17 protein-coding genes are annotated in these 22545 nt (G+C 71.7%); 13 read left to right on the forward strand and 4 right to left on the reverse strand.

The window, feature by feature from the left end:
• The first annotated feature begins 126 nt into the window (after positions 1-126).
• Positions 127-1953 (forward strand): chitinase, encoded by a 1827-nt coding sequence (locus ACQP09_RS27420; RefSeq protein WP_433404247.1) that lies wholly within the window; start codon positions 127-129, stop codon positions 1951-1953.
• 105 nt (positions 1954-2058) lie between these two features.
• On the opposite strand, the gene ACQP09_RS27425 is transcribed toward ACQP09_RS27420, so the two are convergent.
• Positions 2059-2853: a phosphatase PAP2 family protein gene (locus ACQP09_RS27425; RefSeq protein ID WP_433404250.1), complete on the reverse strand. Its 795-nt coding sequence runs from the start codon at positions 2851-2853 to the stop codon at positions 2059-2061.
• A 160-nt stretch (positions 2854-3013) separates the two neighbouring features.
• Positions 3014-4354 carry a 4-aminobutyrate--2-oxoglutarate transaminase gene (gene gabT / locus ACQP09_RS27430; protein ID WP_433404253.1) on the reverse strand — a complete coding sequence of 447 codons (1341 nt, stop codon included), beginning with the start codon at positions 4352-4354 and terminating at the stop codon, positions 3014-3016.
• A gap of 1000 nt (positions 4355-5354) precedes the next feature.
• Here gabT and ACQP09_RS27435 point away from each other — a divergent pair.
• The 3 genes from ACQP09_RS27435 to ACQP09_RS27445 all read left to right on the forward strand — a co-directional run bounded on the left by ACQP09_RS27435 (position 5355) and on the right by ACQP09_RS27445 (position 10877).
• Positions 5355-7466 carry an ATP/GTP-binding protein gene (locus ACQP09_RS27435; protein ID WP_433406782.1) on the forward strand — a complete coding sequence of 704 codons (2112 nt, stop codon included), beginning with the start codon at positions 5355-5357 and terminating at the stop codon, positions 7464-7466.
• Between the two features lie 170 nt (positions 7467-7636).
• Positions 7637-9211 carry a PucR family transcriptional regulator gene (locus ACQP09_RS27440; protein ID WP_433404256.1) on the forward strand — a complete coding sequence of 525 codons (1575 nt, stop codon included), beginning with the start codon at positions 7637-7639 and terminating at the stop codon, positions 9209-9211.
• Between the two features lie 220 nt (positions 9212-9431).
• Complete coding sequence (locus ACQP09_RS27445; protein WP_433404259.1) at positions 9432-10877, forward strand: aldehyde dehydrogenase family protein; 1446 nt, start codon at positions 9432-9434, stop codon at positions 10875-10877.
• A gap of 156 nt (positions 10878-11033) precedes the next feature.
• On the opposite strand, the gene ACQP09_RS27450 is transcribed toward ACQP09_RS27445, so the two are convergent.
• On the reverse strand, positions 11034-11381 hold the full coding sequence (locus ACQP09_RS27450; RefSeq protein ID WP_433404262.1) for a hypothetical protein: 348 nt from the start codon (positions 11379-11381) through the stop codon (positions 11034-11036).
• Between the two features lie 348 nt (positions 11382-11729).
• On the opposite strand from ACQP09_RS27450, the gene ACQP09_RS27455 reads away from it, so the two are divergent.
• Both ACQP09_RS27455 and ACQP09_RS27460 read left to right on the forward strand, forming a co-directional pair.
• On the forward strand, positions 11730-12158 hold the full coding sequence (locus ACQP09_RS27455) for a hypothetical protein (protein ID WP_433404265.1): 429 nt from the start codon (positions 11730-11732) through the stop codon (positions 12156-12158).
• Positions 12159-12320: 162 nt separating this feature from the next.
• Complete coding sequence (locus ACQP09_RS27460) at positions 12321-12614, forward strand: GNAT family N-acetyltransferase (protein ID WP_433404268.1); 294 nt, start codon at positions 12321-12323, stop codon at positions 12612-12614.
• 13 nt (positions 12615-12627) lie between these two features.
• On the opposite strand, the gene ACQP09_RS27465 is transcribed toward ACQP09_RS27460, so the two are convergent.
• Complete coding sequence (locus ACQP09_RS27465; protein WP_433404271.1) at positions 12628-12918, reverse strand: hypothetical protein; 291 nt, start codon at positions 12916-12918, stop codon at positions 12628-12630.
• A gap of 181 nt (positions 12919-13099) precedes the next feature.
• On the opposite strand from ACQP09_RS27465, the gene ACQP09_RS27470 reads away from it, so the two are divergent.
• The 7 genes from ACQP09_RS27470 to ACQP09_RS27500 all read left to right on the forward strand — a co-directional run bounded on the left by ACQP09_RS27470 (position 13100) and on the right by ACQP09_RS27500 (position 22533).
• Positions 13100-15055, forward strand: a complete 1956-nt coding sequence (locus ACQP09_RS27470; RefSeq protein WP_433404274.1) for an acyl-CoA dehydrogenase family protein — start codon at positions 13100-13102, stop codon at positions 15053-15055.
• 133 nt (positions 15056-15188) lie between these two features.
• Positions 15189-16442: a 1-deoxy-D-xylulose-5-phosphate reductoisomerase gene (dxr, locus tag ACQP09_RS27475; RefSeq protein ID WP_432151027.1), complete on the forward strand. Its 1254-nt coding sequence runs from the start codon at positions 15189-15191 to the stop codon at positions 16440-16442.
• Positions 16439-17749, forward strand: a complete 1311-nt coding sequence (locus tag ACQP09_RS27480; RefSeq protein WP_433404278.1) for a M50 family metallopeptidase — start codon at positions 16439-16441, stop codon at positions 17747-17749. Before dxr ends, ACQP09_RS27480 begins: the two co-directional genes overlap by 4 nt.
• Positions 17750-17923: 174 nt before the next feature.
• Entirely contained in the window at positions 17924-19081 is a 1158-nt protein-coding gene (gene ispG / locus ACQP09_RS27485) for a flavodoxin-dependent (E)-4-hydroxy-3-methylbut-2-enyl-diphosphate synthase (RefSeq protein ID WP_433404281.1), read from the forward strand.
• Between the two features lie 166 nt (positions 19082-19247).
• Positions 19248-20090: a GNAT family N-acetyltransferase gene (locus ACQP09_RS27490; RefSeq protein WP_432151107.1), complete on the forward strand. Its 843-nt coding sequence runs from the start codon at positions 19248-19250 to the stop codon at positions 20088-20090.
• 97 nt (positions 20091-20187) lie between these two features.
• A complete protein-coding gene (locus ACQP09_RS27495) occupies positions 20188-20760 on the forward strand; it encodes a GNAT family N-acetyltransferase (RefSeq protein WP_433404284.1) in 573 nt (190 codons plus the stop codon).
• A gap of 69 nt (positions 20761-20829) precedes the next feature.
• Positions 20830-22533: a proline--tRNA ligase gene (locus ACQP09_RS27500; protein WP_433404287.1), complete on the forward strand. Its 1704-nt coding sequence runs from the start codon at positions 20830-20832 to the stop codon at positions 22531-22533.
• The last annotated feature ends 12 nt before the right edge of the window (positions 22534-22545 follow it).

The following is a 22545-nucleotide window of genomic DNA, read 5'->3' on the forward strand; positions in this document are numbered from 1 at the left end:
TGACGCCACTGCACCGCCGGAGGCCGCGCAGGGGGTGAGCCCACTGCCAGAGGTCTTGACAACCTGATTGGTCTGGACCATGTTGTGCGCACGCCACACCCAATTCCCCCCTGCACGGAGGCTGTTGTGGAACGCACCGGACCAACCGTCAGATTTTCCGGACTTCTGGCCACCTGTACGGCCGCAGTGCTCGCCGCCGGTGCCCTGGTCGCCACGGCACCGGCGGCGAGCGCGGCGGACGTGGACGTGGCGCGCAACGGCGGCTTCGAGGCCGGTCTCGACGGCTGGAGCTGCACCGCAGGCAGCGGGGCGGCGGTCTCCACCCCCGTACGCGGCGGTACGAAGGCGCTGAAGGCGACCCCGGCGGGCAACGACAACGCCAGGTGCTCCCAGGCGGTCACGGTCAAGCCCAACTCCCGCTACACGCTGAGCGCCTGGGTGCAGGGCAGCCCGGTCTACCTCGGCGCCACCGGCACCGGCACCACCGACGTCTCCACCTGGACCCAGTCCACCGGCGCCTGGAAGCAGCTCACCACCAGCTTCACCACTGGCCCCTCCACCACCTCCGTCAGCGTCTACACCCACGGCTGGTACGGCACCCCCGCCCACTACGTCGACGACCTCACCCTCGTCGGCCCCGGCGGCGACCCCGTGGTCCTCCCGGCCGTCCCCGCGGGCCTCCGCACCACCGCTCTGACCGCCACCTCGGTGGCCCTCTCCTGGAACGCCGTCTCCGGCGCGACCGGCTACAACGTCTACCGAGGCGGTACGAAGGTGGCCTCGGCCACCGGCCCCTCCGCCACCGTGACCGGGCTGACCGCCTCCACCGCGTACAGCTTCCAGGTAACCGCCACCAACGCGGCCGGCGAGTCCGCGAAGTCGGCCGCCGTCACCGCGACCACCGCGCCGGGCGGCGGAGGCGGCGACGACACCAAGCTCCCCGCCCGCGCGCTGGTCGGCTACCTCCACTCCAGCTTCGCCAACGGCTCCGGCTACACCCGCATGGCAGACGTCCCCGCCTCCTGGGACATCATCAACCTCGCCTTCGGTGAGCCCACCACCGTCACCTCCGGCGACATCCGCTTCTCGCTCTGCCCGGTCACCGAGTGCCCGAACGTCGAGTCCGAGGCGGAGTTCAAGGCCGCCATCAAGGCCAAGCAGGCGGCGGGCAAGAAGGTCCTGATCTCCATCGGCGGCCAGAACGGCCAGGTGCAGCTCGCCTCCACTGCCGCCCGGGACGCCTTCGTCACCTCGGTCTCGAAGATCATCGACACCTACGGCCTGGACGGCCTGGACATCGACTTCGAGGGCCACTCCCTCTCGCTGAACACCGGCGACACCGACTTCCGCGCCCCCACCTCACCGGTGATCGTCAACCTGATCTCGGCGGTGAAGACCCTCAAGGCGAAGTACGGCTCCGACTTCATCCTGACCATGGCGCCGGAGACCTTCTTCGTCCAGCTGGGCTACCAGTTCTACGGCTCCGGCCCCTGGGGCGGCCAGGACCCGCGCGCCGGCGCGTACCTCCCGGTCATCCACGCCCTGCGCGACGACCTGACCCTGCTGCACGTCCAGGACTACAACTCGGGCCCGATCATGGGACTGGACAACCAGTACCACTCGATGGGCGGCGCGGACTTCCACATCGCGATGACCGACATGCTGCTCGCCGGCTTCCCGGTGGCGGGCAACACGAGCCGCGTCTTCCCGGGCCTCCGTCCCGACCAGGTCGCCATCGGCCTCCCGGCCTCCACCCACGCGGGCAACGGCCACACCTCACCGGCCGAGGTCAACAAGGCGCTCAACTGCCTGATCAAGAAGACCGATTGCGGCTCCTACCAGACGCACGGCACCTGGACCGACCTGCGCGGCCTGATGACCTGGTCCATCAACTGGGACCGGTTCAACAACTGGGAGTTCAGCCGCAACTTCGACGCGTACTTCGGTAGCTGAAGTACCGCTGAAGTACCGCTGAGGTTCTGCTGAGGCAGCCCACCAGACCGATGCCCGTCGCCGGGGTGAAGAGGATCGCGGCGACGGGCATCATCCATGTCCGGCTCACGGCCGGCGGCGGCCCGCCCACCACAGCGGCGCGAGCAGCACCGGCCCCAGGCACCAGCTCGCCAGCACGTCCAGCGGCCAGTGGTAGCCGTGCAGCACCAGCCCGACGCCGGTCGCCGCCGTCAGCAGCACCGCGGCGGCGGGCGGCATCCACGTACGCAGCCACGCCGGCCGGTCCACCGCGAGGAGGAGCAGCGCCGAAGCCCCGTACGCCACCGCCGCCGTCGCCGTATGGCCCGACGGGTAGTAGTTGACGGCCTCGGTCAGCGGGCCCTGCCGGGCGGTGGCCACCTTCAGCGGGATCACCAGCGCCGGGACGGCCGCCATGGTGAGGGCCGCGTACACCGGCAGCCGCCGGGCACCGCGCCAGAGCGCGTACGCCATCGCGCAGACGAGCACCGGGAGCGCCACCGGCACCCCGCCGAGGTCGGAGAAGAGCTGGGTCAGAGCGGCCGGGCCGCGCCGGAAGAGGCTCTCGCCGACGCGTTCGTCCAGCCGGACCAGCGGGCCGTCGGCCGCCACCTGCCAGGTGATCAGCCCGAACAGGGCCACGAGCAGGGCGGGAACGAGAGAGGCCGGCCACCCGGGAACAGGGGGGGTTGTTCCGGGATGGCCGGCGGGACCGGGTCGCCGCGCGCCCCGGGGGGTGTGGGGCGGGCGGCCGTCCGATCGGTGAGGAGTACCGGAGCGCGAGGCTCCGGCGCCGTGCCCGAGGGCACGCCCGGGATCGTGCTGGGGAAGCCCCGACCCGGAATCACCCGCGGTTTCCCGTGGGCGATGTGTTTCTCTCATCTGCAGAAACCGTACGGCAGCGGAGGGGCGGCCGACAGCCGCAGCCGCCACCCGCCATCGCCCCCGCACACCTTCTTCACAGGCCCTCACCCGGATGCCGTACGGCGGTGACGCGGGACCACCGCCGTACGGCATCCGGGTTCGAAGGGTCTTCGAAGGATCAGAGCGTGCCGAAAGCCTGCTCGATCACGTCGAGGCCCTCGTTGAGGAGGTCCTCGCCGATCACCAGCGGCGGCAGGAAACGCAGGACGTTGCCGTAGGTGCCGCAGGTCAGGACCATGACGCCTTCGGCGTGGCAGGCCTTGGCGAGCGCGCCGGCCGCCTCCGGGTTCGGGTCCTTCGTGCCGGACTTCACCAGCTCGATCGCGATCATGGCGCCACGGCCGCGGATGTCACCGATGATGTCGCCGTTCGGGAGCTTCGCCTGCATCTGCGCGAGGCGGTCCTTCATGACCTCCTCGATCCGCTTGGCCTTCGCGTTCAGGTCCAGCTCACGCATCGTCTCGATCGCGCCGAGCGCACCCGCGCAGGCGACCGGGTTGCCACCGTACGTACCGCCCAGACCGCCCGCGTGCGCGGCGTCCATGATCTCGGCGCGGCCGGTCACGGCAGAGAGCGGCAGACCGCCCGCGATGCCCTTGGCGGTGGTGATCAGGTCCGGGACGATGCCCTCGTCCTCGCAGGCGAACCACTGGCCGGTGCGGCAGAAGCCGGACTGGATCTCGTCCGCGACGAAGACGATGCCGTTGTCCTTGGCGAACTGCGCGATCGCCGGGAGGAAGCCCTTGGCCGGCTCGATGAAGCCGCCCTCGCCGAGCACCGGCTCGATGATGATGGCGGCGACGTTCTCCGCGCCGATCTGCTTGGTGATCGCGTCGACGGCCTGCGCGGACGCCTCGGCACCGGCGTTCTCGGCACCGGTCGGCCAGCGGTAGCCGTAGGCGACCGGGACACGGTAGACCTCGGGCGCGAACGGACCGAAGCCCTGCTTGTACGGCATGTTCTTCGCCGTCATGCCCATGGTGAGGTTCGTCCGGCCGTGGTAGCCGTGGTCGAAGACGACGACGGCGGTGCGCTTGGTGTAGGCGCGGGCGATCTTCACCGCGTTCTCGACGGCCTCGGCACCCGAGTTGAACAGCGCCGACTTCTTCGCGTGGTCGCCCGGCGTCAGCTCGGCGAGCTGCTCGCAGACCTCGACGTACCCCTCGTACGGCGTGACCATGAAACAGGTGTGGGTGAAGTCCGCGAGCTGCGCGGTGGCCCGGCGTACGACGGCCTCGGCGGAGGCGCCGACCGAGGTCACGGCGATGCCGGAGCCGAAGTCGATCAGCCGGTTGCCGTCCACGTCCTCGATGATCCCGCCGCCCGCGCGGGCGGTGAACACCGGCAGGGTGGAGCCCACACCTGCGGCGACGGCGGCGAGCCGGCGAGCCTGGAGCTCGACGGACTTCGGGCCGGGGATGGCAGTGACGACGCGGCGCTCCTGCGGGATTGCGGTCATGAGGGGCTCCTGGGGGTGTTTCGGACGCTCTTCTCATCGCAGGCTAGGGGTGGGTGGCGGACCCGGGCATGCTCCGATCGGGAGTGGTGGGTGCGTGTCGTTGTCCGTCGCGGACAGAAGACGGTGTACGGCCCTGCCGACCTGGTGCGATGCGGACACGGGCCGGTCCGGGGCGGCCCGGGGACGGTCACTCTTCGGGCGGGTTGCTGAACTCCCCGTGTGCGCGCACTAGATTGACCGGGGCAGCGGACGGACCGGCAGGTCAAGGGGGCAGTGGTTCATGGACGACGAGGGCACGCGGGGCGTACGGGGCACGAACGCGGACAGGGTGCCCGGGCCGGCGGTGCCCTTGCCTCCGGCGGGGGCGCCGCCGGAGCCGTGGGCCGGGCAGCCCGTGGCCGGGGAGTCCGGTGCGGCGCAGTTCTGGCAGCCCGAGTCCGGGGAGTCCGTGCCTGGGCAGCCCGTGCCCGGGGAGCCCGGTGCGCCGCGGTTCGGGCAGCCCGCGTCGGGGGAGTCGTGGGGTGACCGGACGCCCGACGGCCCGTCGCCGGTGCCGTCGCCGGGCCGGCCTCCGGCACCGCGGCCCGGGCGGCCTTCCGCAGAGCCTTGGGCGTCGGCGCCCGGGCAGCCTCCGGCCCCGCAGTCCGGCTGGCCTCCGGCCCCGCAGTCCGGGCAGCCTCCGGCCGGGCAGCCTGGGAGGCTTCCGGCACCGGGGACGGGCCAGCCCTCGGCCGGCCAGCCCTCGGCCGACCAGCCCTCGGCCGGCCGGCCGCCGACCGGCCCACCCTCCGCGTGGACCTCTCCGCCTCCCCCGCCCGGACCGCCCCCCGGCCGCCCGACCACCCCACCGCCCCCCGTCGACCAGCCCGCCGCCGGCGCCCCGGCCCTCGACGCCTGGCTGCGTACGCCCCGCCCACCCCAGGCCCCCGGCGTCTGGCGGTTCGGGTTCACACCGCGCCCGGCCGAGCAGGGCGAGGAGGTCTCCGACCGCTCCCTCCTCGTGGGCGCCGTCATCGCCCTCCTCTCCGCCCTCCTCCTCTGGTCGCTCTGGCGCAACGGCTACCTCCCGTACCGCCTCGTCCCCCTCAAGCTCTTCACCCCCGGCGAGTGGTGGAACCCGGGCACCTCCGGCGGCCCCCGCACCATCGAGGGCTCCGACGCGCTCACCGTGTACGAGGCACTGCTCTTCGGGCTCCTCGCCTACGGGTGCGGCCGGATCGGCAACTTCTCCGAGCTCTTCCGCCGCCATGTCGTCAAGCGCGGGCAGCCCTTCCTCGCCCTCGCGGCGGCCGTGGCGGCGGGCCTCACCCAGCTGCTGGTCTGGAAGGAGACCCTGCCGGTCGTCCGCCCGGTCCTGGTGCTGGTCGCCGCCGTCGCGGGCGGCGAGATCTACCAGAGCCAGACCGTCGTCAACGTCATCTACGCGCTGATCGCCGCCGCCGTCCTGTACCCCTTCGCCCGCCTCGGCCGCTGGCGCGAACTTCTCGCCGCCCGCAAAGACACCCCCACCCCGGCCGACACCGCCCCGGCCCCCGCCACCGCGACCTCCGCCGACCAGTGGCCCGAGCTGCGCGCGGCCGGCTGGACCGACGCGGCGGAGACCCTCACCGCAGAGGTCCGCACCGGCCGCATGAACGACGTGGACGTGGCCCGCCTCCGCCACGCCTGGACGCAGGCCACCCGCAGCCCCGACCGCCTCGCGCCTCTCGCCGAGGCCGTCCTGCGCACCGGAGGAGCCGCCGCCCTGCACCCCTCCGGCGACCGCGACCTGCCCCGCCGCACCGCCCGCCACGACGTGCTCACCGGCCAGGTCCGCATCGGCCGCTGCGCCGAGGACCCGCACAACCCCTACGCCCGCCGGTCCACCGGCCTCGCCCTGGACCCCACCCTGCTCGGCACCTCGCTGCTGGCCGTCGGCCCGCCCGGCTCCGGCAAGTCCGCCCGCCTCGTGCGCCCCGTCGTGGAGGCCCTCGGCCTGCGGGCCCTCGCCGGACAGGCGGCCGTCCTCGCCGTCGGCGGCGCCGGTGCACCGCTCGGCCCGGACGAGGCCTTCGACGTCGTGGTACGCGTCGGCAACCCCGCCTCCGCCCACGACCTCGACCTCTACGGCGGGACCAGCGACCCCGACGAGGCCGCCGCCGTCCTCGCCGAGGGGCTCGTCGGCGATGTCGGCAGCCTGGACAGCCGCCGCGCGGCCACCGTCCTGGCCCAGCTGCTCGGCCCGTACCGGACGGCCCACGGCCACTTCCCCTCCGTACCGGAGCTGCGCGAACTCCTCGACGGGACCCCGGCCGCGCTCACCGCCCTGCGTACCACGCTGGAAGCCGCCGGTCACCACGCGATGCTCCGCGAGCTGGAGGCCCGGACCCGTCAGGCGGGCGGCCCCGGCGACCCCGCACCGGCCCTCGCCGACCGGGTCGCGCTGCTGGACCGGCCCGCGTTCGCCGGGTTCTTCGCCACCGGCCCCGACGCCCGCCCGTTCGCGCTGCGCTCGCTCGGCCAGTACCCGCTGCGGGTCCGCGTCGACCTGCCGGAGCGCGGCCACGCGGAGGCCTCCCGCCTCCTCACCCGGCTTCTCCTCGCCCAGTTCACCGCGATCACCGCCGCCCGCACCGACACCACGCTCTTCGTCGGCCTGGTCCTGGACGACGCGACCCACGCGGTGACCGCCGAGACCGTACGCGGCATCCGCCGGCTGCGCTCCGTCAACGCGGGGGCCGTCCTCACCCTCCGTACCGTCGACGACGTCCCCGAACCCCTGCACACCCCGCTCCTCGGCGCGGTCGGCTGCACGGCCGCCCTCTCCGGGATCACCACGTGGGACGGCAAGCGGTTCGCCGAGGCCTGGGGCAAGGAGTGGGTGGAGACCCGCGAGGTCGCCCAGCACACCGTCTTCGCCGACCAGCCGTTCACCCGCGCCCTGCACGCGCTGCGCAAGCTGGTGACCGGCAAGGCGGTGACGACGGACGCGGTGACCGTACGGCAGGTGGAGAAGGAGCGCTGGTCGGCCTCGGAGCTGGCGTACGCGGTCCCGGCCGGCCACGCGGTGATCCGGCTGACCACGGTCGACGGTGAGCACGCACCGCCGCTGCTGGTGGAGCTGGGCGGCTGAGAAAGGCCCCTGAGGGCTGAGAGCGGTTACAGGAACTCTGCCGCCCTGGCAGAATCGGTGACAGCCGTTCATACGGGACGGCGTAATAGCCACCGCCGATAGCCACCACCGATCCGGCAGGGAAGCCCCTCGCCGGCCACGCGTCTCCGACACCGAGGGTTCCCGCTCCCATGCCCCCCACGCTCGCCTCGCTCGTCCAGCACTCGGCGCTCAAGCTCACGGTGCGGGCGGGCGCGGACCGGCTCGACACCCCGGTGCGCTGGGCCCACGCCAGCGAGCTCGCCGACCCCGTCCCGTACATGGACGGCGGCGAACTGCTCCTGGTGACCGCCACCAACCTGGACGCCGAGAACGCGGAGTCCATGCGCCGGTACGTACGGCGGCTGGCCGGAGCGGGCGTCGCGGGCGTCGGCTTCGCGGTCGGGGTCAACTACGACGACATCCCCACCGCCCTCCTCGACGCCGCCGAGGAAGCGGGCCTGCCCCTCCTCGAAGTGCCGCGCCGTACGCCGTTCCTCGCCATCAGCAAGGCCGTATCCGGCGCCATCGCCGCCGACCAGTACCGCGCGGTCACCGCCGGCTTCGAGGCCCAGCGCGAGCTGACGAAGGCCGCGCTCGCCGGGGACGGCCCCGCCGACCTCCTCGCCCGCCTCGCCGCCCACATCGACGGGTGGGCCGCGCTGTACGACACCTCCGGCGCGGTGCTCGCCGCCGCCCCGGACTGGGCCGCACGCCGGGCCGCCCGCCTCACGCCGGACGTCGAACGCCTCCGGGACAGACCCGCGCCCGCCAGCGTCGTCGTCGGCGACAGCGAGGACCGGGTCGAACTCCAGTCGCTCGGCACCGGCCGCCGGGCGCGCGGGGCGCTGGCCGTCGGCACGGGAGCGGCGCTCGGGACCGCCGAGCGGTACGCGGTCCACTCCGCCGTCGCCCTCCTCACCCTCACCACCGCCCGCTCCGGCGCGCTCCAGGGCGCCGAACAGCGCCTGGGCGCCGCCGTCCTGCGCATGCTGCTGGCCGGCCAGCCCGACCACGCCCGCGCGGTCGCCGGAGACCTGTACGGCGAACTGCTCGACGCGCCTTTCCGGCTGATCATCGCGGAGACGGCCGCGCCCGCCGCGTACGAACTGCTCACCGAGACCATGGAGGCCGCCGCCGCCCGCTCCGGCGAGGCGCTGCTCATGGTCCCCGAGGGCGAGCGCGTGGTGGTCCTGGCGGCCGACGGCGGCACGGCGGTCGCCGCCTGCGCGGCCTACGCGGAGGCCCAGGACGACCGCGCGCCGCGCGAGGGAGCCGCCGAGGACGGCGACGTGATCGTGGGCCTCTCCGCCCCGTGCGGCCCGATCGCCGTCTCCGCCGCGTACAAGCAGGCCGAACAGGCCCTCTCGGTCGCCCGCCGCCGGGGCAGGGCCCTGGTCGAGCACGAGGAGCTGGCGGCCGGCTCGGTGCTGCCGCTGCTCGCGGACGACGCCGTACGGGCCTTCGCCGACGGCATGCTCCGCGCCCTGTACGAGCACGACGCCAAGGGCCGCGGCGACCTCGTGGCCTCCCTGCGCGCCTGGCTCTCCCGCCACGGCCAGTGGGACGCGGCCGCCGCCGACCTCGGCGTACACCGGCACACCCTGCGCTACCGGATGCGCCGGGTGGAGGAGATCCTGGGCCGCTCGCTGGACGACCCGGACGTGCGGATGGAGCTGTGGCTGGCGCTGAAGGCGACGGAGGCGGCGACCCCGCCGGAGGAGTAGGCCGCGGCCTCCTTGGCTACCTCGGCCTCCTTGGCTTCCGCGGCCTCCTTCGCCAATCCGTAGCAGCGGAGGCCGATCCCACTCCACCCCGGCTAAACGCGATCGCGGCAGCCTCGCCCTACCGTGGAAGTCGGTTGGGGAGCCTCAGGGGCACCCACGACCTACGACACGACCTCCTGGTCAAAGACCTCCTCACGACCTCCGAAGGGCCGGAACCTCCATGACTTCGCCCCACGCCTTCTGGGTGGCCGGCCGCCAGGCCACCGGTGCCGACAGCTTCGACGTCACCAACCCGTACGACGGACGCCTCGTCGGCACCGTCAGCGTCCCGACCGACGCCCAGGTGGAGGAGGCCGTCGCCGCCGCCCACGCGGTACGCGACGAGTTCGCGGCGACCCCGGCGCACGTACGGGCGGCCGCGCTCGACCACGTCGTACGGCGGCTGGGGGAGCGCACCGAGGAGATCGCGCAGCTGATCTCGGCGGAGAACGGCAAGCCGATCAAGTGGGCGCGCGGCGAGGTCGGCCGGGCGGTCTCGGTGTTCCGGTTCGCGGCCGAGGAGGCCCGCCGCTTCAACGGCGGCGAGGCGCAGCGCCTGGACACCGACCTCGGCGGAACGGGCCGCCTCGGCCTGACCCGCCGCTTCCCGCGCGGAGCGGTCCTGGGCATCGCGCCTTTCAACTTCCCCCTCAACCTCAGCGCGCACAAGGTGGCCCCGGCCATCGCCGTGGGCGCCCCGATCATCCTGAAGCCGGCCCCGGCGACCCCGATCTCCTCGCTCATCCTCGGCGAGCTGCTGGCCGAGACCGACCTCCCGGCGGGCTCCTGGTCCGTCCTGACGGTCCCGAACGACAAGATGCCCGCCCTGGTCCAGGACGAGCGGCTGCCGGTCATCTCCTTCACCGGCTCGGGCCCGGTCGGCTACGCGATCATGGAGTCGGTGCCGCGCAAGCACTGCACCCTGGAGCTGGGCGGCAACGGCGCGGCGGTCGTCCTGTCCGACTACGCCTCCGACGAGGACCTGGACTGGGCGGCGACCCGGATCGCCACGTTCTCCAACTACCAGGGCGGCCAGTCCTGCATCTCGGTGCAGCGGGTCATCGCCGACGCCTCGGTCTACGACCGGCTGGTCCCCAAGATCGTCGCCGCCGTCGAGGCCCTGGCCACCGGCGACCCGGCCGACGCGACGACGGACGTCGGCCCCCTGGTCAGCGAGGACGCGGCCAAGCGCGTGGAGTCCTGGGTCGACGAGGCGGTCCAGGGCGGCGCCGAACTCCTCACCGGCGGCAAGCGCGACGGCGCCACCTACGCCCCGACGGTCCTGGCGGGCCTCCCGGACGACGTGCAGCTCGCCTGCGAAGAGGTCTTCGGCCCGGTCATGTCCCTCCAGAAGGTGAACGGCGAGGCGGAGGCGTTCGCCGCCGTCAACTCCTCCAAGTACGGCCTCCAGGCAGGCGTCTTCACCCATGACCTCCAGACGGCCTTCCGCGCGCACCGCGCCCTGGAGGTGGGGGGCGTGATCATCGGCGACGTCCCCTCGTACCGCGCCGACCAGATGCCGTACGGCGGCGCCAAGCAGTCCGGAGTCGGCCGCGAGGGCGTCCGCTACGCGATGGACGACTACACGTACGAGCGCGTCCTGGTCCTCACGGGCCTGGCCCTGTAACACCCCGCAACGACCCCGCCCGCGCCTCCCGCCTGGACAGCGAGCGCGGGCGGGGCACGCACAAGGACCGGCGGCAGCCCACTGTGCGGGGGCTGCCGCCTCAAGTTTTCCTCCATGTCCTCGCCGCGCGCGGAAGCGGCGAGGACATGGAGCGCCCTATTTGATCTTCTTCTTGCCGCTGAGAAGTTTCGCGACGAACATGGTCGCTTCCCGGTGCCCTCCGGCGTAGGTGAAGGCGTAGCCCGTTCTCTGGGGCACGCCGGTGGCCGTGTCGGTGACCGTCCACCGGTATTTGAGCGCCTTGGTCGTGTCCATGCCTGCTGTGGCGATGTTCTCCGTGACCTCGATGGAGAAGCGCTCCCGCGTGACGGGGATCGCCGCCAACTCGTCCGGCGGGATACGGCCGAGGGCCTCCGCCTTCCGGCGCTGAAACTCCACCTTGCGCTCCGCCTTCTTGGCCGAGTGCTTCGCCTTCTCCTCCGGAGACCGCGCGAAGAGCTTCATGTGATCAACCTCTACATGGGGAAGCCGATGAAGTGCGCACTCCCATTTTGCGCCCGGCCGGGACCAGCAGCCACCGGGTGGGTACGGGCGGGGCCTCGCCCGGCCTGGCCGGCTGTGAAGCGCGCCCGAGGCGTCGGCTGACTACCGTCCTGCTGTCCGTCGGCCCCGTCGTTCCGCCCGCGATCCGCCACGCATCTGGCGCGTATCCGGCACGGCCATCTCCATCTGGAAGTACGGCACTTGACCATCTTCGAACCTCAGGCTCAGCGATCAGCTGATCGGTACGCTAGGGCGATCTCGGGCGCCCACGCCTCCGGCCCTCGTCTGCGGCCGTTCGAAGGGGGAACAGTGATTGATCACAAGGACTTCATGCATGGTGCGGCGCTGGTCGCGATCGCCGACTCGGAGAAGTTCACAGCACTCAATCGCGCGAGTGTGAAGTACGGCCACTATGTCGTGAACCATGATCGCCACTTGTTCATCAAGTACAACGACGGCAAGGGTCCGGGAGACTACTTCTTCACGTTCTCCGGTGAAGACAAACGGAGAATTACCTCCGAAGCGGCATCCCTCGTCTTCGCCGTTCTTGTGTGTGGCAACGAGGTGGTCACGGGCCTCACCCGGCACGAGCTGTCGCAACTCATCACGCTGCCCGTCAGCGCCGCTTCCACCGTCAAGGTCTCGGCTCAGCAGGGCAAGCAGCTCAGGATCTCGGGGCCCAACGGGCGGCTGCCATTGATCTCTCGCCGCTCGTTCCCGACACGGATCCTCGAATAGGCCGGGTCTTCGCACCGCCGAGCAGCACGCCACAACGAAGCCGAACTCGTCTGCCTGGAAGGCATATGCCGCTCGGACCTGAGTGAGCACAAGCGCGCCGTACGGCTCCTCGACCGCTCAGCGACGCCCCAGGACCCGGCCTCACCTTCGTCCGGCGCGACGGTGACGCAGCGCGCCGGATCGTCGACGATCGCAGAGGCCGGCGATGTCTTCTGGCTGCGGGAGCTCATGGTCCTCCCGAAGGCGACCAACCAGGGCATCGGCAGGCGACTCCACGACGCGATGGCCGACAGGCGCCCCGAGGCCTGGACCACCCTCACCTGCATCGTGGACAACGAGCCCGCGCGCAGCGCGTACCCGCGATGGGGGTACGAAGTGGTCGACGCCCGGATCAAGCACGCCCCGGAGTCCCCGGTCTACGACCCGATGCTTCTGTGGCCCGGTCGGCTCGGCTGAGGGGGAGCAGTCGTCAGCCACGCACCAGGGCAAGGACTCCGCCCGTCAGGAACACCAACCCGACGGCCGAGACGAACCCGCCCCCGATCCGTACGAACCTCGGATGGCGTGGGGCCTCGTTGAAGAAGTGCAGTTCGGGGTGGTCGATCCCCCGCCGGGCGTAGTGCCGCAGGGTTGCGCGGTCACCCTGGTTGGGGTCGAGAAAGGCGTTCGCGAGCGTCCCGGCGGCGCCCCGGTAGTCCGTTGCCAGCGTGAGGCCCGCGGGGAACAGTGCGGCGCCCAGCAGCAGGGATGTCAGGGGCATGCGGCCTCCAGGGGGATGTGGCATGCACAGTACGCAATCCACCTCGCCCGCCAGGCCTGGTGCAGGTGCCGAACTCCGGGTACATGGGTTACATACGGACCAGTAAGCAGCCAGCTCCTACGCAGTCCGCGCGTCCAGGTGCCTGTCCGTCCTGGTGGCACGCGGCGAGGTGAGGCCCCACATGTCCGCACCACACAACACCCCCCAGGTCCCCAGAGCACCCAAGGTCACCGAGCGTGAGGCGCGGCGGGTCGCCGAGGCTGCGCGGGAGCAGGACTGGCGTAAGCCCAGCTTCGCCAAGGAGCTGTTCCTCGGGCGCTTCCGGCTCGACCTGATCCATCCGCACCCCCTGCCGCCGCCCGATGACATCCGGCGCGGCGAGGAGTTCCTGGCGCGGCTGCGGGCCTTCTGCGAGGCGCACGTCGACAGTGCGCGGATCGAGCGCGAGGCCAAGATCCCGGACGAGGTGGTCGACGGGCTCAAGCAGCTCGGCGCCCTGGGCATGAAGATCGAGACCAAGTACGGCGGTCTGGGGCTCACCCAGGTGTACTACAACAAGGCGCTCGCCCTGGTCGGATCCGTGAGCCCCGCGGTCGGTGCGCTGCTCTCGGCGCATCAGTCGATCGGCGTACCGCAGCCGCTCAAGATTTTCGGCACCCAGGAGCAGAAGGACGCCTTCCTGCCCCGGCTGGCCACCACCGACATCTCCGCGTTCCTGCTGACCGAACCCGACGTCGGCTCCGACCCGGCCCGCCTCGCCACCACCGCCGTGCCCGACGGGAACGACTACCTCCTGGACGGTGTGAAGCTCTGGACGACGAACGGGGTCGTCGCCGATCTGCTCGTCGTCATGGCTCGGGTGCCTGCCTCCGACGGGCACCCCGGCGGCATCACCGCCTTCGTCGTCGAGGCCGACGCTCCCGGCGTCACCGTCGAGCACCGCAACGCCTTCATGGGGCTGCGCGGCATCGAGAACGGCGTCACCCGCTTCCACCAGGTCCGCGTCCCCGCCGCCAACCGCATCGGGCCCGAGGGCGCCGGGCTGAAGATCGCGCTCACCACCCTCAACACGGGGCGTCTGTCGCTGCCCGCCATGTGCGTCGGCGCCGGCAAGTGGTCCCTGAAGATCGCCCGCGAGTGGTCCGCCGTACGGGAGCAGTGGGGGCGGCCCGTCGCCCAGCACGAGGCGGTCGGCGCGAAGATCTCCTTCATCGCGGCCACCACCTTCGCCCTGGAGGCGATCGTCGACCTCTCCTCCCAGATGGCCGACGAGGACCGCAACGACATCCGTATCGAAGCCGCCCTCGCCAAGCTGTACGGCTCCGAGATGGGCTGGCTGATCGCCGACGAACTCGTCCAGATCCGCGGCGGCCGCGGCTTCGAGACCGCCGAGTCGCTGGCCGCCCGCGGAGAGCGGGCCGTTCCGGCCGAGCAGATGCTCCGCGACATGCGCATCAACCGGATCTTCGAGGGCTCCACCGAGATCATGCACCTGCTGATCGCCCGCGAGGCCGTCGACGCCCACCTCAAGGTCGCCGGGGACATCATCGATCCGGAGAAGCCGCTCGCCGACAAGGCCAAGGCCGGTGCCAACGCGGCGGCTTTCTATGCTCGTTGGCTGCCTCAGCTCGTCACCGGGGCCGGGCAGCTGCCGCGTACGTACGGTGAGTTCAACCCCGCCGGGCACCGCGACCTCTCCGGGCATCTCCGGTACGTCGAGCGCTCCTCTCGCAAGCTCGCCCGGTACACCTTCTACGCCATGTCCCGCTGGCAGGGCCGGATGGAGACCAAGCAAGGCTTCCTCGGCCGGATCGTCGACATCGGCGCCGAACTCTTCGCGATGAGCGCCGCCTGCGTCCGCGCCGAGCATCTGCGGGGCGCGGGGGAGCACGGCCGGGAGGCGTACCAGCTTGCGGATGCCTTCTGCGAGCAGGCCCGCATCCGGGTCGAGGAGCTGTTCACGCGGCTCTGGTCCAACACCGACGACCTGGACCGGCGCGTGGTGGACGGCGTGCTCTCCGGTACGTACACCTGGCTGGAGGAGGGCGTCATCGACCCCAGCGGCGACGGCCCCTGGATCGCGGACGCCGCCCCCGGGCCCTCCGCCGAGGAGAACCGGCACCGGCCGGTCCGCTGAGCCGCCACCCGTAACCCGTCAAGGGGGCGCGCCCGCACACCGGGCGCGCCCCCTCCGTACCGAAGCCACCGAATCTCCGCCCCACCGGGACGCGCTGTCCACGCACACAGCCGGAGCGGCAACAATGGGGGGTATGAGCGACAGCCCCGCCCCCCTCGCCGATCCGCATCTCCTCTTCGACACCGCGGACGGCCGCCGGGATCTGGTGATCCTCGGCTCCACCGGGTCCATCGGCACCCAGGCCATCGACCTGGTCCTGCGCAACCCCGACCGCTTCCGGGTCACCGCGCTCTCCGCCGCCGGCGGCCGGACCGCCCTCCTCGCCGAGCAGGCCCACCGGCTGCGGGTGAACACGGTCGCCGTCGCCGACCCCGGCGCGGTCGGAGGACTCCGCGAGGCGCTGCGTGAGCGGTACGGGGCCGGGGAGCCGCTCCCCGAGATCCTCGCCGGGCCCGACGCGGCGGCCACCCTCGCCGCGAGCGACTGCCACACCGTGCTCAACGGGATCACCGGCTCCATCGGGCTCGCCCCGACGCTGGCCGCGCTGAAGGCGGGCCGTACGCTCGCCCTCGCCAACAAGGAGTCGCTGATCGTCGGCGGCCCGCTGGTGAAGGCGCTCGCCGCCCCCGGCCAGATCATCCCGGTCGACTCCGAGCACGCCGCGCTCTTCCAGGCCCTGGCGGCCGGCAAGCGCTCCGATGTCCGCAAGCTCGTCGTCACCGCCTCCGGCGGGCCCTTCCGGGGCCGTACGCGCGAGGAGCTGGCCGACGTCACCCGCGAGCAGGCCCTCTCCCACCCCACCTGGGCCATGGGCCCGGTCATCACGATCAACTCCGCGACGCTCGTCAACAAGGGTCTTGAGGTCATCGAGGCGCACCTCCTCTACGACATCCCCTTCGACCGCATCGAGGTCGTGGTCCACCCGCAGTCCTACGTGCACTCCATGGTCGAGTTCACCGACGGCTCCACCCTCGCCCAGGCCACCCCGCCCGACATGGGCGGACCCATCGCCATCGGCCTCGGCTGGCCCGAGCGCGTCCCGGACGCGGCCCCCGCCTTCGACTGGTCGAAGGCGTCCACGTGGGAGTTCTTCCCGCTGGACACCGAGGCCTTCCCGTCGGTCGGCCTCGCCCGCCACGTCGGTACGCTCGGCTCCACGGCACCCGCCGTCTTCAACGCGGCCAACGAGGAGTGCGTCGACGCCTTCCTCGCCGGACAGCTGCCCTTCAACGGAATCATGGATACGGTCACCGCTGTGGTGACCGAACACGGCACCCCCGCCCCGGGAACCCCGCTCAGCCTCGCGGACGTCCTCGAAGCGGAAACCTGGGCCCGCGCACGGGCCCGGGAACTCTCGGCGAAAGCGACAGCGGAGGCGCGCGCATGAGTCTGACCTCGATCCTGCTGACGGTCCTGGGGATCGCCGTCTTCGTCGTGGGCCTGCTGTTCTCCATCGCCTGGCACGAGCTGGGCCACCTCTCCACGGCCAAGATGTTCGGCATCCGGGTCCCGCAGTACATGGTCGGATTCGGCCCGACGCTCTGGTCGAAGAAGAGGGGCGACACGGAGTACGGCATCAAGGCCATCCCGGCCGGCGGCTACATCCGCATGATCGGGATGTTCCCGCCCGGCGCCGACGGCCGGCTCGAAGCCCGCTCCACCTCACCGTGGCGCGGCATGATCGAGGACGCCCGCTCCGCCGCGTACGAGGAGCTGGAGCCCGGCGACGAGAAGCGGCTCTTCTACACGCGCAAGCCGTGGAAGCGCGTCATCGTGATGTTCGCCGGGCCCTTCATGAACCTCATCCTCGCGGTCGCCATCTTCATGGGCGTCGCGATGACCTTCGGCTTCCAGACGCAGACCACCGAGGTCGGCGGCGTCCAGAAGTGCGTGATCGCGCAGAGCGAGAACCGCGACAAGTGCGCGCCGAAGGACCCCGTCTCGCCCGCCAAGGCCGCCGGACTCCAGGAGGGCGACAAGATCGTCGCCTTCGCCGGGACCAAGGTCGACGACTGGGCGACGCTCTCGGACCGCATCCGCGAGACCATCGGCCCCGCCACCATCGTCGTCGAACGCGACGGTAAGGAAGTCACGCTCAACGCCGTCCTGCGCGAGAACGATGTCGCCAAGAAGGACAGCAACGGCGAGGTGATCCCGAACGATTTCGTCAAGGCCGGCTACCTCGGCTTCGCCGCCCGGACCGAGATCGTGCCGCTCGGCTTCGGTGACTCCGTCGTGCGCATGGGCGACATGATCGAGAACGGCGTCGACGCGATCATCGCGCTGCCCTCCAAGATCCCCGACCTGTGGAACGCGGCGTTCAGCGACGGCCAGCGCGCGGATGACTCACCGGTCGGCGTGGTCGGGGCCGCGCGCATCGGCGGCGAGGTGATGAACCTCGACATCCCGGCGCAGAACCAGGTCGCGATGATGCTGTTCCTGCTCGCCGGCTTCAACCTGTCGCTGTTCCTGTTCAACATGCTGCCGCTGCTCCCGCTCGACGGCGGACACATCGCGGGCGCGCTCTGGGAGTCGCTGCGGCGTAATCTGGCCAAGGTCTTCCGGCGCCCGGACCCGGGCCCGTTCGACGTGGCGAAGCTGATGCCGGTCGCCTATGTGGTCGCCGGACTCTTCATCTGCTTCACGCTGCTGGTCCTGGTGGCCGACATCGTGAACCCGGTCAAGATCAGCTGAGCCTCCGCAAGCCCTCGGAGAGGTGACCGCCGGGCACACGCCTTGTGTCCGGTCGGTCACCATCTGGTTGACTTGTCCGTACGGTGCGTGCGCCCCGGCTCCGGTGCCGTAACCTCGAAGCCTGGAGCCCGCCGACATCGGGACCTTGATCCACACCTTGGGGATGCACAGCGCATGACTGCGATTTCTCTCGGAATGCCGGCCGTTCCGACCAAGCTCGCCGACCGACGGGTCAGCCGACAGATCCAGGTCGGCACGGTCGCGGTCGGCGGCGACGCACCCGTCTCCGTGCAGTCGATGACGACGACGCGTACGTCGGACATCGGTGCCACCCTCCAGCAGATCGCCGAGCTGACGGCTTCCGGCTGCCAGATCGTCCGCGTGGCCTGCCCGACCCAGGACGACGCCGACGCCCTCGCCACGATCGCCCGCAAGTCGCAGATCCCGGTGATCGCCGACATCCACTTCCAGCCGAAGTACGTCTTCGCCGCGATCGACGCGGGCTGCGCGGCGGTCCGCGTGAACCCCGGCAACATCAAGCAGTTCGACGACAAGGTCAAGGAGATCGCCAAGGCGGCGGGCGAGACCCGCACCCCGATCCGGATCGGCGTCAACGCCGGCTCCCTGGACGCGCGGCTCCTGAAGAAGTACGGCAAGGCCACCCCCGAGGCCCTCGTCGAGTCCGCCCTGTGGGAGGCGTCCCTCTTCGAGGAGCACGGCTTCGGCGACATCAAGATCTCGGTCAAGCACAACGACCCGGTCGTCATGGTCAACGCCTACCGCCAGCTCGCCGCCCAGAGCGACTACCCGCTCCACCTCGGCGTCACCGAGGCCGGACCGGCGTTCCAGGGCACCATCAAGTCGGCCGTCGCGTTCGGCGCGCTGCTCTCCGAGGGCATCGGCGACACCATCCGCGTCTCCCTCTCGGCCCCGCCGGCCGAGGAGGTCAAGGTGGGCCTGCAGATCCTGGAGGCGCTCAACCTGAAGCAGCGCCGCCTGGAGATCGTCTCCTGCCCCTCCTGCGGCCGCGCCCAGGTCGACGTCTACAAGCTCGCCGACCAGGTCAGCGCCGGTCTGGAGGGCATGGAGGTGCCGCTGCGCGTCGCGGTCATGGGCTGTGTCGTCAACGGCCCCGGCGAGGCCCGCGAGGCTGACCTCGGTGTCGCCTCCGGCAACGGCAAGGGCCAGATCTTCGTCAAGGGCGAGGTCATCAAGACCGTGCCCGAGTCGAAGATCGTCGAGACCCTCATCGAGGAAGCGCTGAAGATCGCCGAGCAGATGGAGAAGGACGGCATCGCCTCCGGCGAGCCCCAGGTCTCCATCGGCGCCTGACCTGCGCCTTTCCCGGTCATCACCGCCCCGCCGAGCCTCGCGCCCGGCGGGGCGGCGGCGTCTCCAGGGCCTGCCCGGACGCCCGCTTCCGGACCCGGGCAGCGCTCTCGGGCCTTGTTGGGTACAGTGCGGAAATCAGCAGACCGCATGGTGAGGCCCCCTCGTGTTGACGCAGACCACCACCCGGGTCCTCGAACCCAGCGACCTCGGCGCAGCGCTCGCCATCCTGGAGAGCGAGCCCGTGGCCAACGCCTTCGTCACGTCCCGCGTCCAGGTCGCCGGGCTCGACCCCTGGCGCCTCGGCGGCGAGATGTGGGGCTGGTACGCCGACGGCAGGCTCCGCTCCCTCTGTTACGCCGGTGCCAACCTGGTCCCGATCTGCGCCGGGCCCGAAGCCGTACGCGCCTTCGCCGACCGCGCCCGCCGGGCCGGCCGCCGCTGCTCCTCGATCGTCGGCCCCGCCGAACCCACCGCGCTGCTCTGGCGGCTGCTCGAACCCGGCTGGGGCCCCGCCCGCGAAGTCCGCGCCAACCAGCCCCTCATGGTCACCGAGAGCCCGTCGGCCGACATCGCTCCCGACCCGCTCGTCCGCCGCATCCGCAAGGACGAGACCGAGGTCCTGATGCCGGCCTGCGTGGCGATGTTCACCGAAGAGGTCGGCATCTCCCCGCTCGCCGGCGACGGCGGCCTCCTCTACCAGGCCCGCGTCGCCGAACTCATCGGCGCCGGCCGCTCCTTCGCCCGCATCGACGACGGCAAGGTCGTCTTCAAGGCGGAGATCGGCGCCGCCACCCCCCAGGCCTGCCAGATCCAGGGCGTCTGGGTCGCCCCCGAACACCGCGGCAAGGGCCTCTCCGAGACCGGCATGGCCGCCGTCCTGCGCTACGCCCTGGCCGATGTCGCCCCCGTCGTCAGCCTGTACGTGAACGACTACAACACCGCCGCCCGCAAGGCCTACCGCCGCGTCGGCTTCCGCGAGACCGGCACCTTCATGAGCGTCCTGTTCTGAAAGGCCCGCACGGAAAGCCTCTGAACAGCCCGTACGGGGGCGCTTCCCGGCCTCCCGCCCGTACCGGCCCGCCCACCCCGGCCAGTAGGGTTCGCGCATGGCACCAGTCACCGCGCACGGCCCCGCGGACCCCGGCATCGCAGTCGGCCCCATCGACCTGGCCGCACGCGTCGACGAAGCCCTCCACGTCCAGGCCGCCGCCTTCGGGCTCAGCCAGGACGAGATCGACGTACGCCGCCACATCGTCCTGCGCCACCTCGACCACCCCGAGGCCCGCGCGCTCGGCGCCCTCACCCCCGGCGGACGGCTCGTCGGCTTCGTCTACGGGCTGCCCAACGACCGCGCCCACTGGTGGTCCACCGTCGTCGAGCCCTACCTCCGCGCCACCGGCTCCGACGGCTGGCTCGACGACTCCTTCGTCATCACCGAGTTGCACGTCCACCCCGACCACCAGCAGCACGGCATCGGCCGCACCCTGATCACCACCATCACCGACGCCGTCCCGCAGCCCCGCTCGATCCTCTCCGCGATCGACAAGGACAGCCCGGCCCGCGCTCTCTACCGCGCGCTCGGCTACCGCGACCTGGCCCGCCAGGTGGTCTTCCCCAGCGCCCCACTGCCGTACGCGGTGATGGGCGCCCCTCTGCCGCTCCGCAGGCCCCGGGGCTGAATGGATTTCCGCCTGCCCGCACCCCCCGGCTAACCTCGGGCTCACCACTTTCGCGAGCAGGAGTTCATCATGGCCCAGGTCCAGCGCATGTCCCGATTGATGATCAAGACACTGCGCGACGACCCGGCGGACGCCGAGACGCTCAGCCACAAGCTGCTGGTCCGCGCCGGGTACGTGCGCCGCAACGCGGCCGGCATCTGGTCCTGGCTGCCGCTCGGCAAGAAGGTCCTGGACAACATCTCCAACGTGGTGCGCGAGGAGATGGACGCCATCGGCGCCCAGGAGGTCCTCCTCCCCGCACTCCTGCCCAAGGAGCCCTACGAGGCGTCCGGCCGCTGGGAGGAGTACGGCGACCTGCTCTTCCGCCTCCAGGACCGTAAGGGCGGCGACTACCTCCTCGGCCCGACCCACGAGGAGATCTTCACCCAGACCGTCAAGGACCAGTGCACGTCCTACAAGGACCTGCCGGTGATGCTCTACCAGATCCAGACGAAGTACCGCGACGAGGCGCGCCCCCGCTCCGGCGTGCTCCGCGGCCGCGAGTTCCAGATGAAGGACTCGTACAGCTTCGACACCACCGACGAGGGCCTCGCGCACTCCTACGCGCTGCACCGGGCCGCGTACATCAAGATCTTCGAGCGCCTCGGCCTGGACCACCGCGTCGTCTCCGCCGTCTCCGGCGCGATGGGCGGCTCGGCCTCCGAGGAGTTCCTGGCGCCCGCCGCCGCCGGCGAGGACACCTTCGCGGACTGCCCGAACTGCGATTACGCCGCCAACACCGAGGCCGTGACCTTCGCGCTCGCCCCGGTCGACGGCTCGGCGCACGGCGCGGTCGAGGAGCTGGACACCCCCGACACCCCGACCATCGAGACCCTCGCCGCGCACCTCGGCGTCCCCGCCTCGGCCACGCTGAAGAACCTGCTGGTCAAGGTGGACGGCGAGATCGTGGCCGTCGGCGTCCCGGGCCACCGCGAGGTCGACCTCGGCAAGCTCGGCGAGCACTTGGCGCCCGCCGTCGTCGAGCTGGTCACCGCCGAGGACTTCGTCGGCCGTGACGACCTCGTACGCGGCTACGTCGGCCCCCAGGGCCTGGAGAAGGTCCGCTACCTCGCCGACCCCCGCGTCGCCCCCGGCACCGCCTGGATCACCGGCGCCAACAAGGACGGCAAGCACGCCAGGAACGTCGTCGCGGGCCGGGACTTCGAGGTCGACCAGTACGTCGACGTCGTCGTGGTCGAGGAGGGCGACCCCTGCCCCACCTGCGGTACCGGCCTCACCCTGGACCGCGCCATCGAGATCGGCCACATCTTCCAGCTCGGCCGCAAGTACGCCGACACCTTCCAGCTCGACGTGCTCGGCCAGCAGGGCAAGCCGGTCCGCGTCACGATGGGCTCGTACGGCATCGGCGTCTCGCGCGCCGTCGCTGCCCTGGCCGAGCAGTCCGCCGACGACAAGGGCCTGTGCTGGCCCCGCGAGGTCGCCCCGGCCGACGTCCACGTCGTCGCCGCGGGCAAGGCCCTCCAGACGGAGCTGGCCCTCGACGTCTCGGAGAAGCTCAACGCGGCGGGCCTGCGCGTCCTGGTCGACGACCGGCCCGGCGTCTCGCCCGGCGTGAAGTTCACCGACTCCGAGCTGATCGGCGTGCCCAAGATCCTGGTCGCCGGCCGCCGCTCCGCCGACGGCGTCCTGGAGCTGAAGGACCGCCGCACCGGTGAGCGCGAGGAGCTGACCGTCGACGAGGCGATCGCCCGCCTGACGGCCGACCTGGCCTGATCAGCCGATGGG

Origin of the sequence: Streptomyces sp. CA-146814 (assembly GCF_050942385.1) — a bacterium.
In the GTDB taxonomy this organism is placed as follows: Bacteria; Actinomycetota; Actinomycetes; order Streptomycetales; family Streptomycetaceae; genus Streptomyces.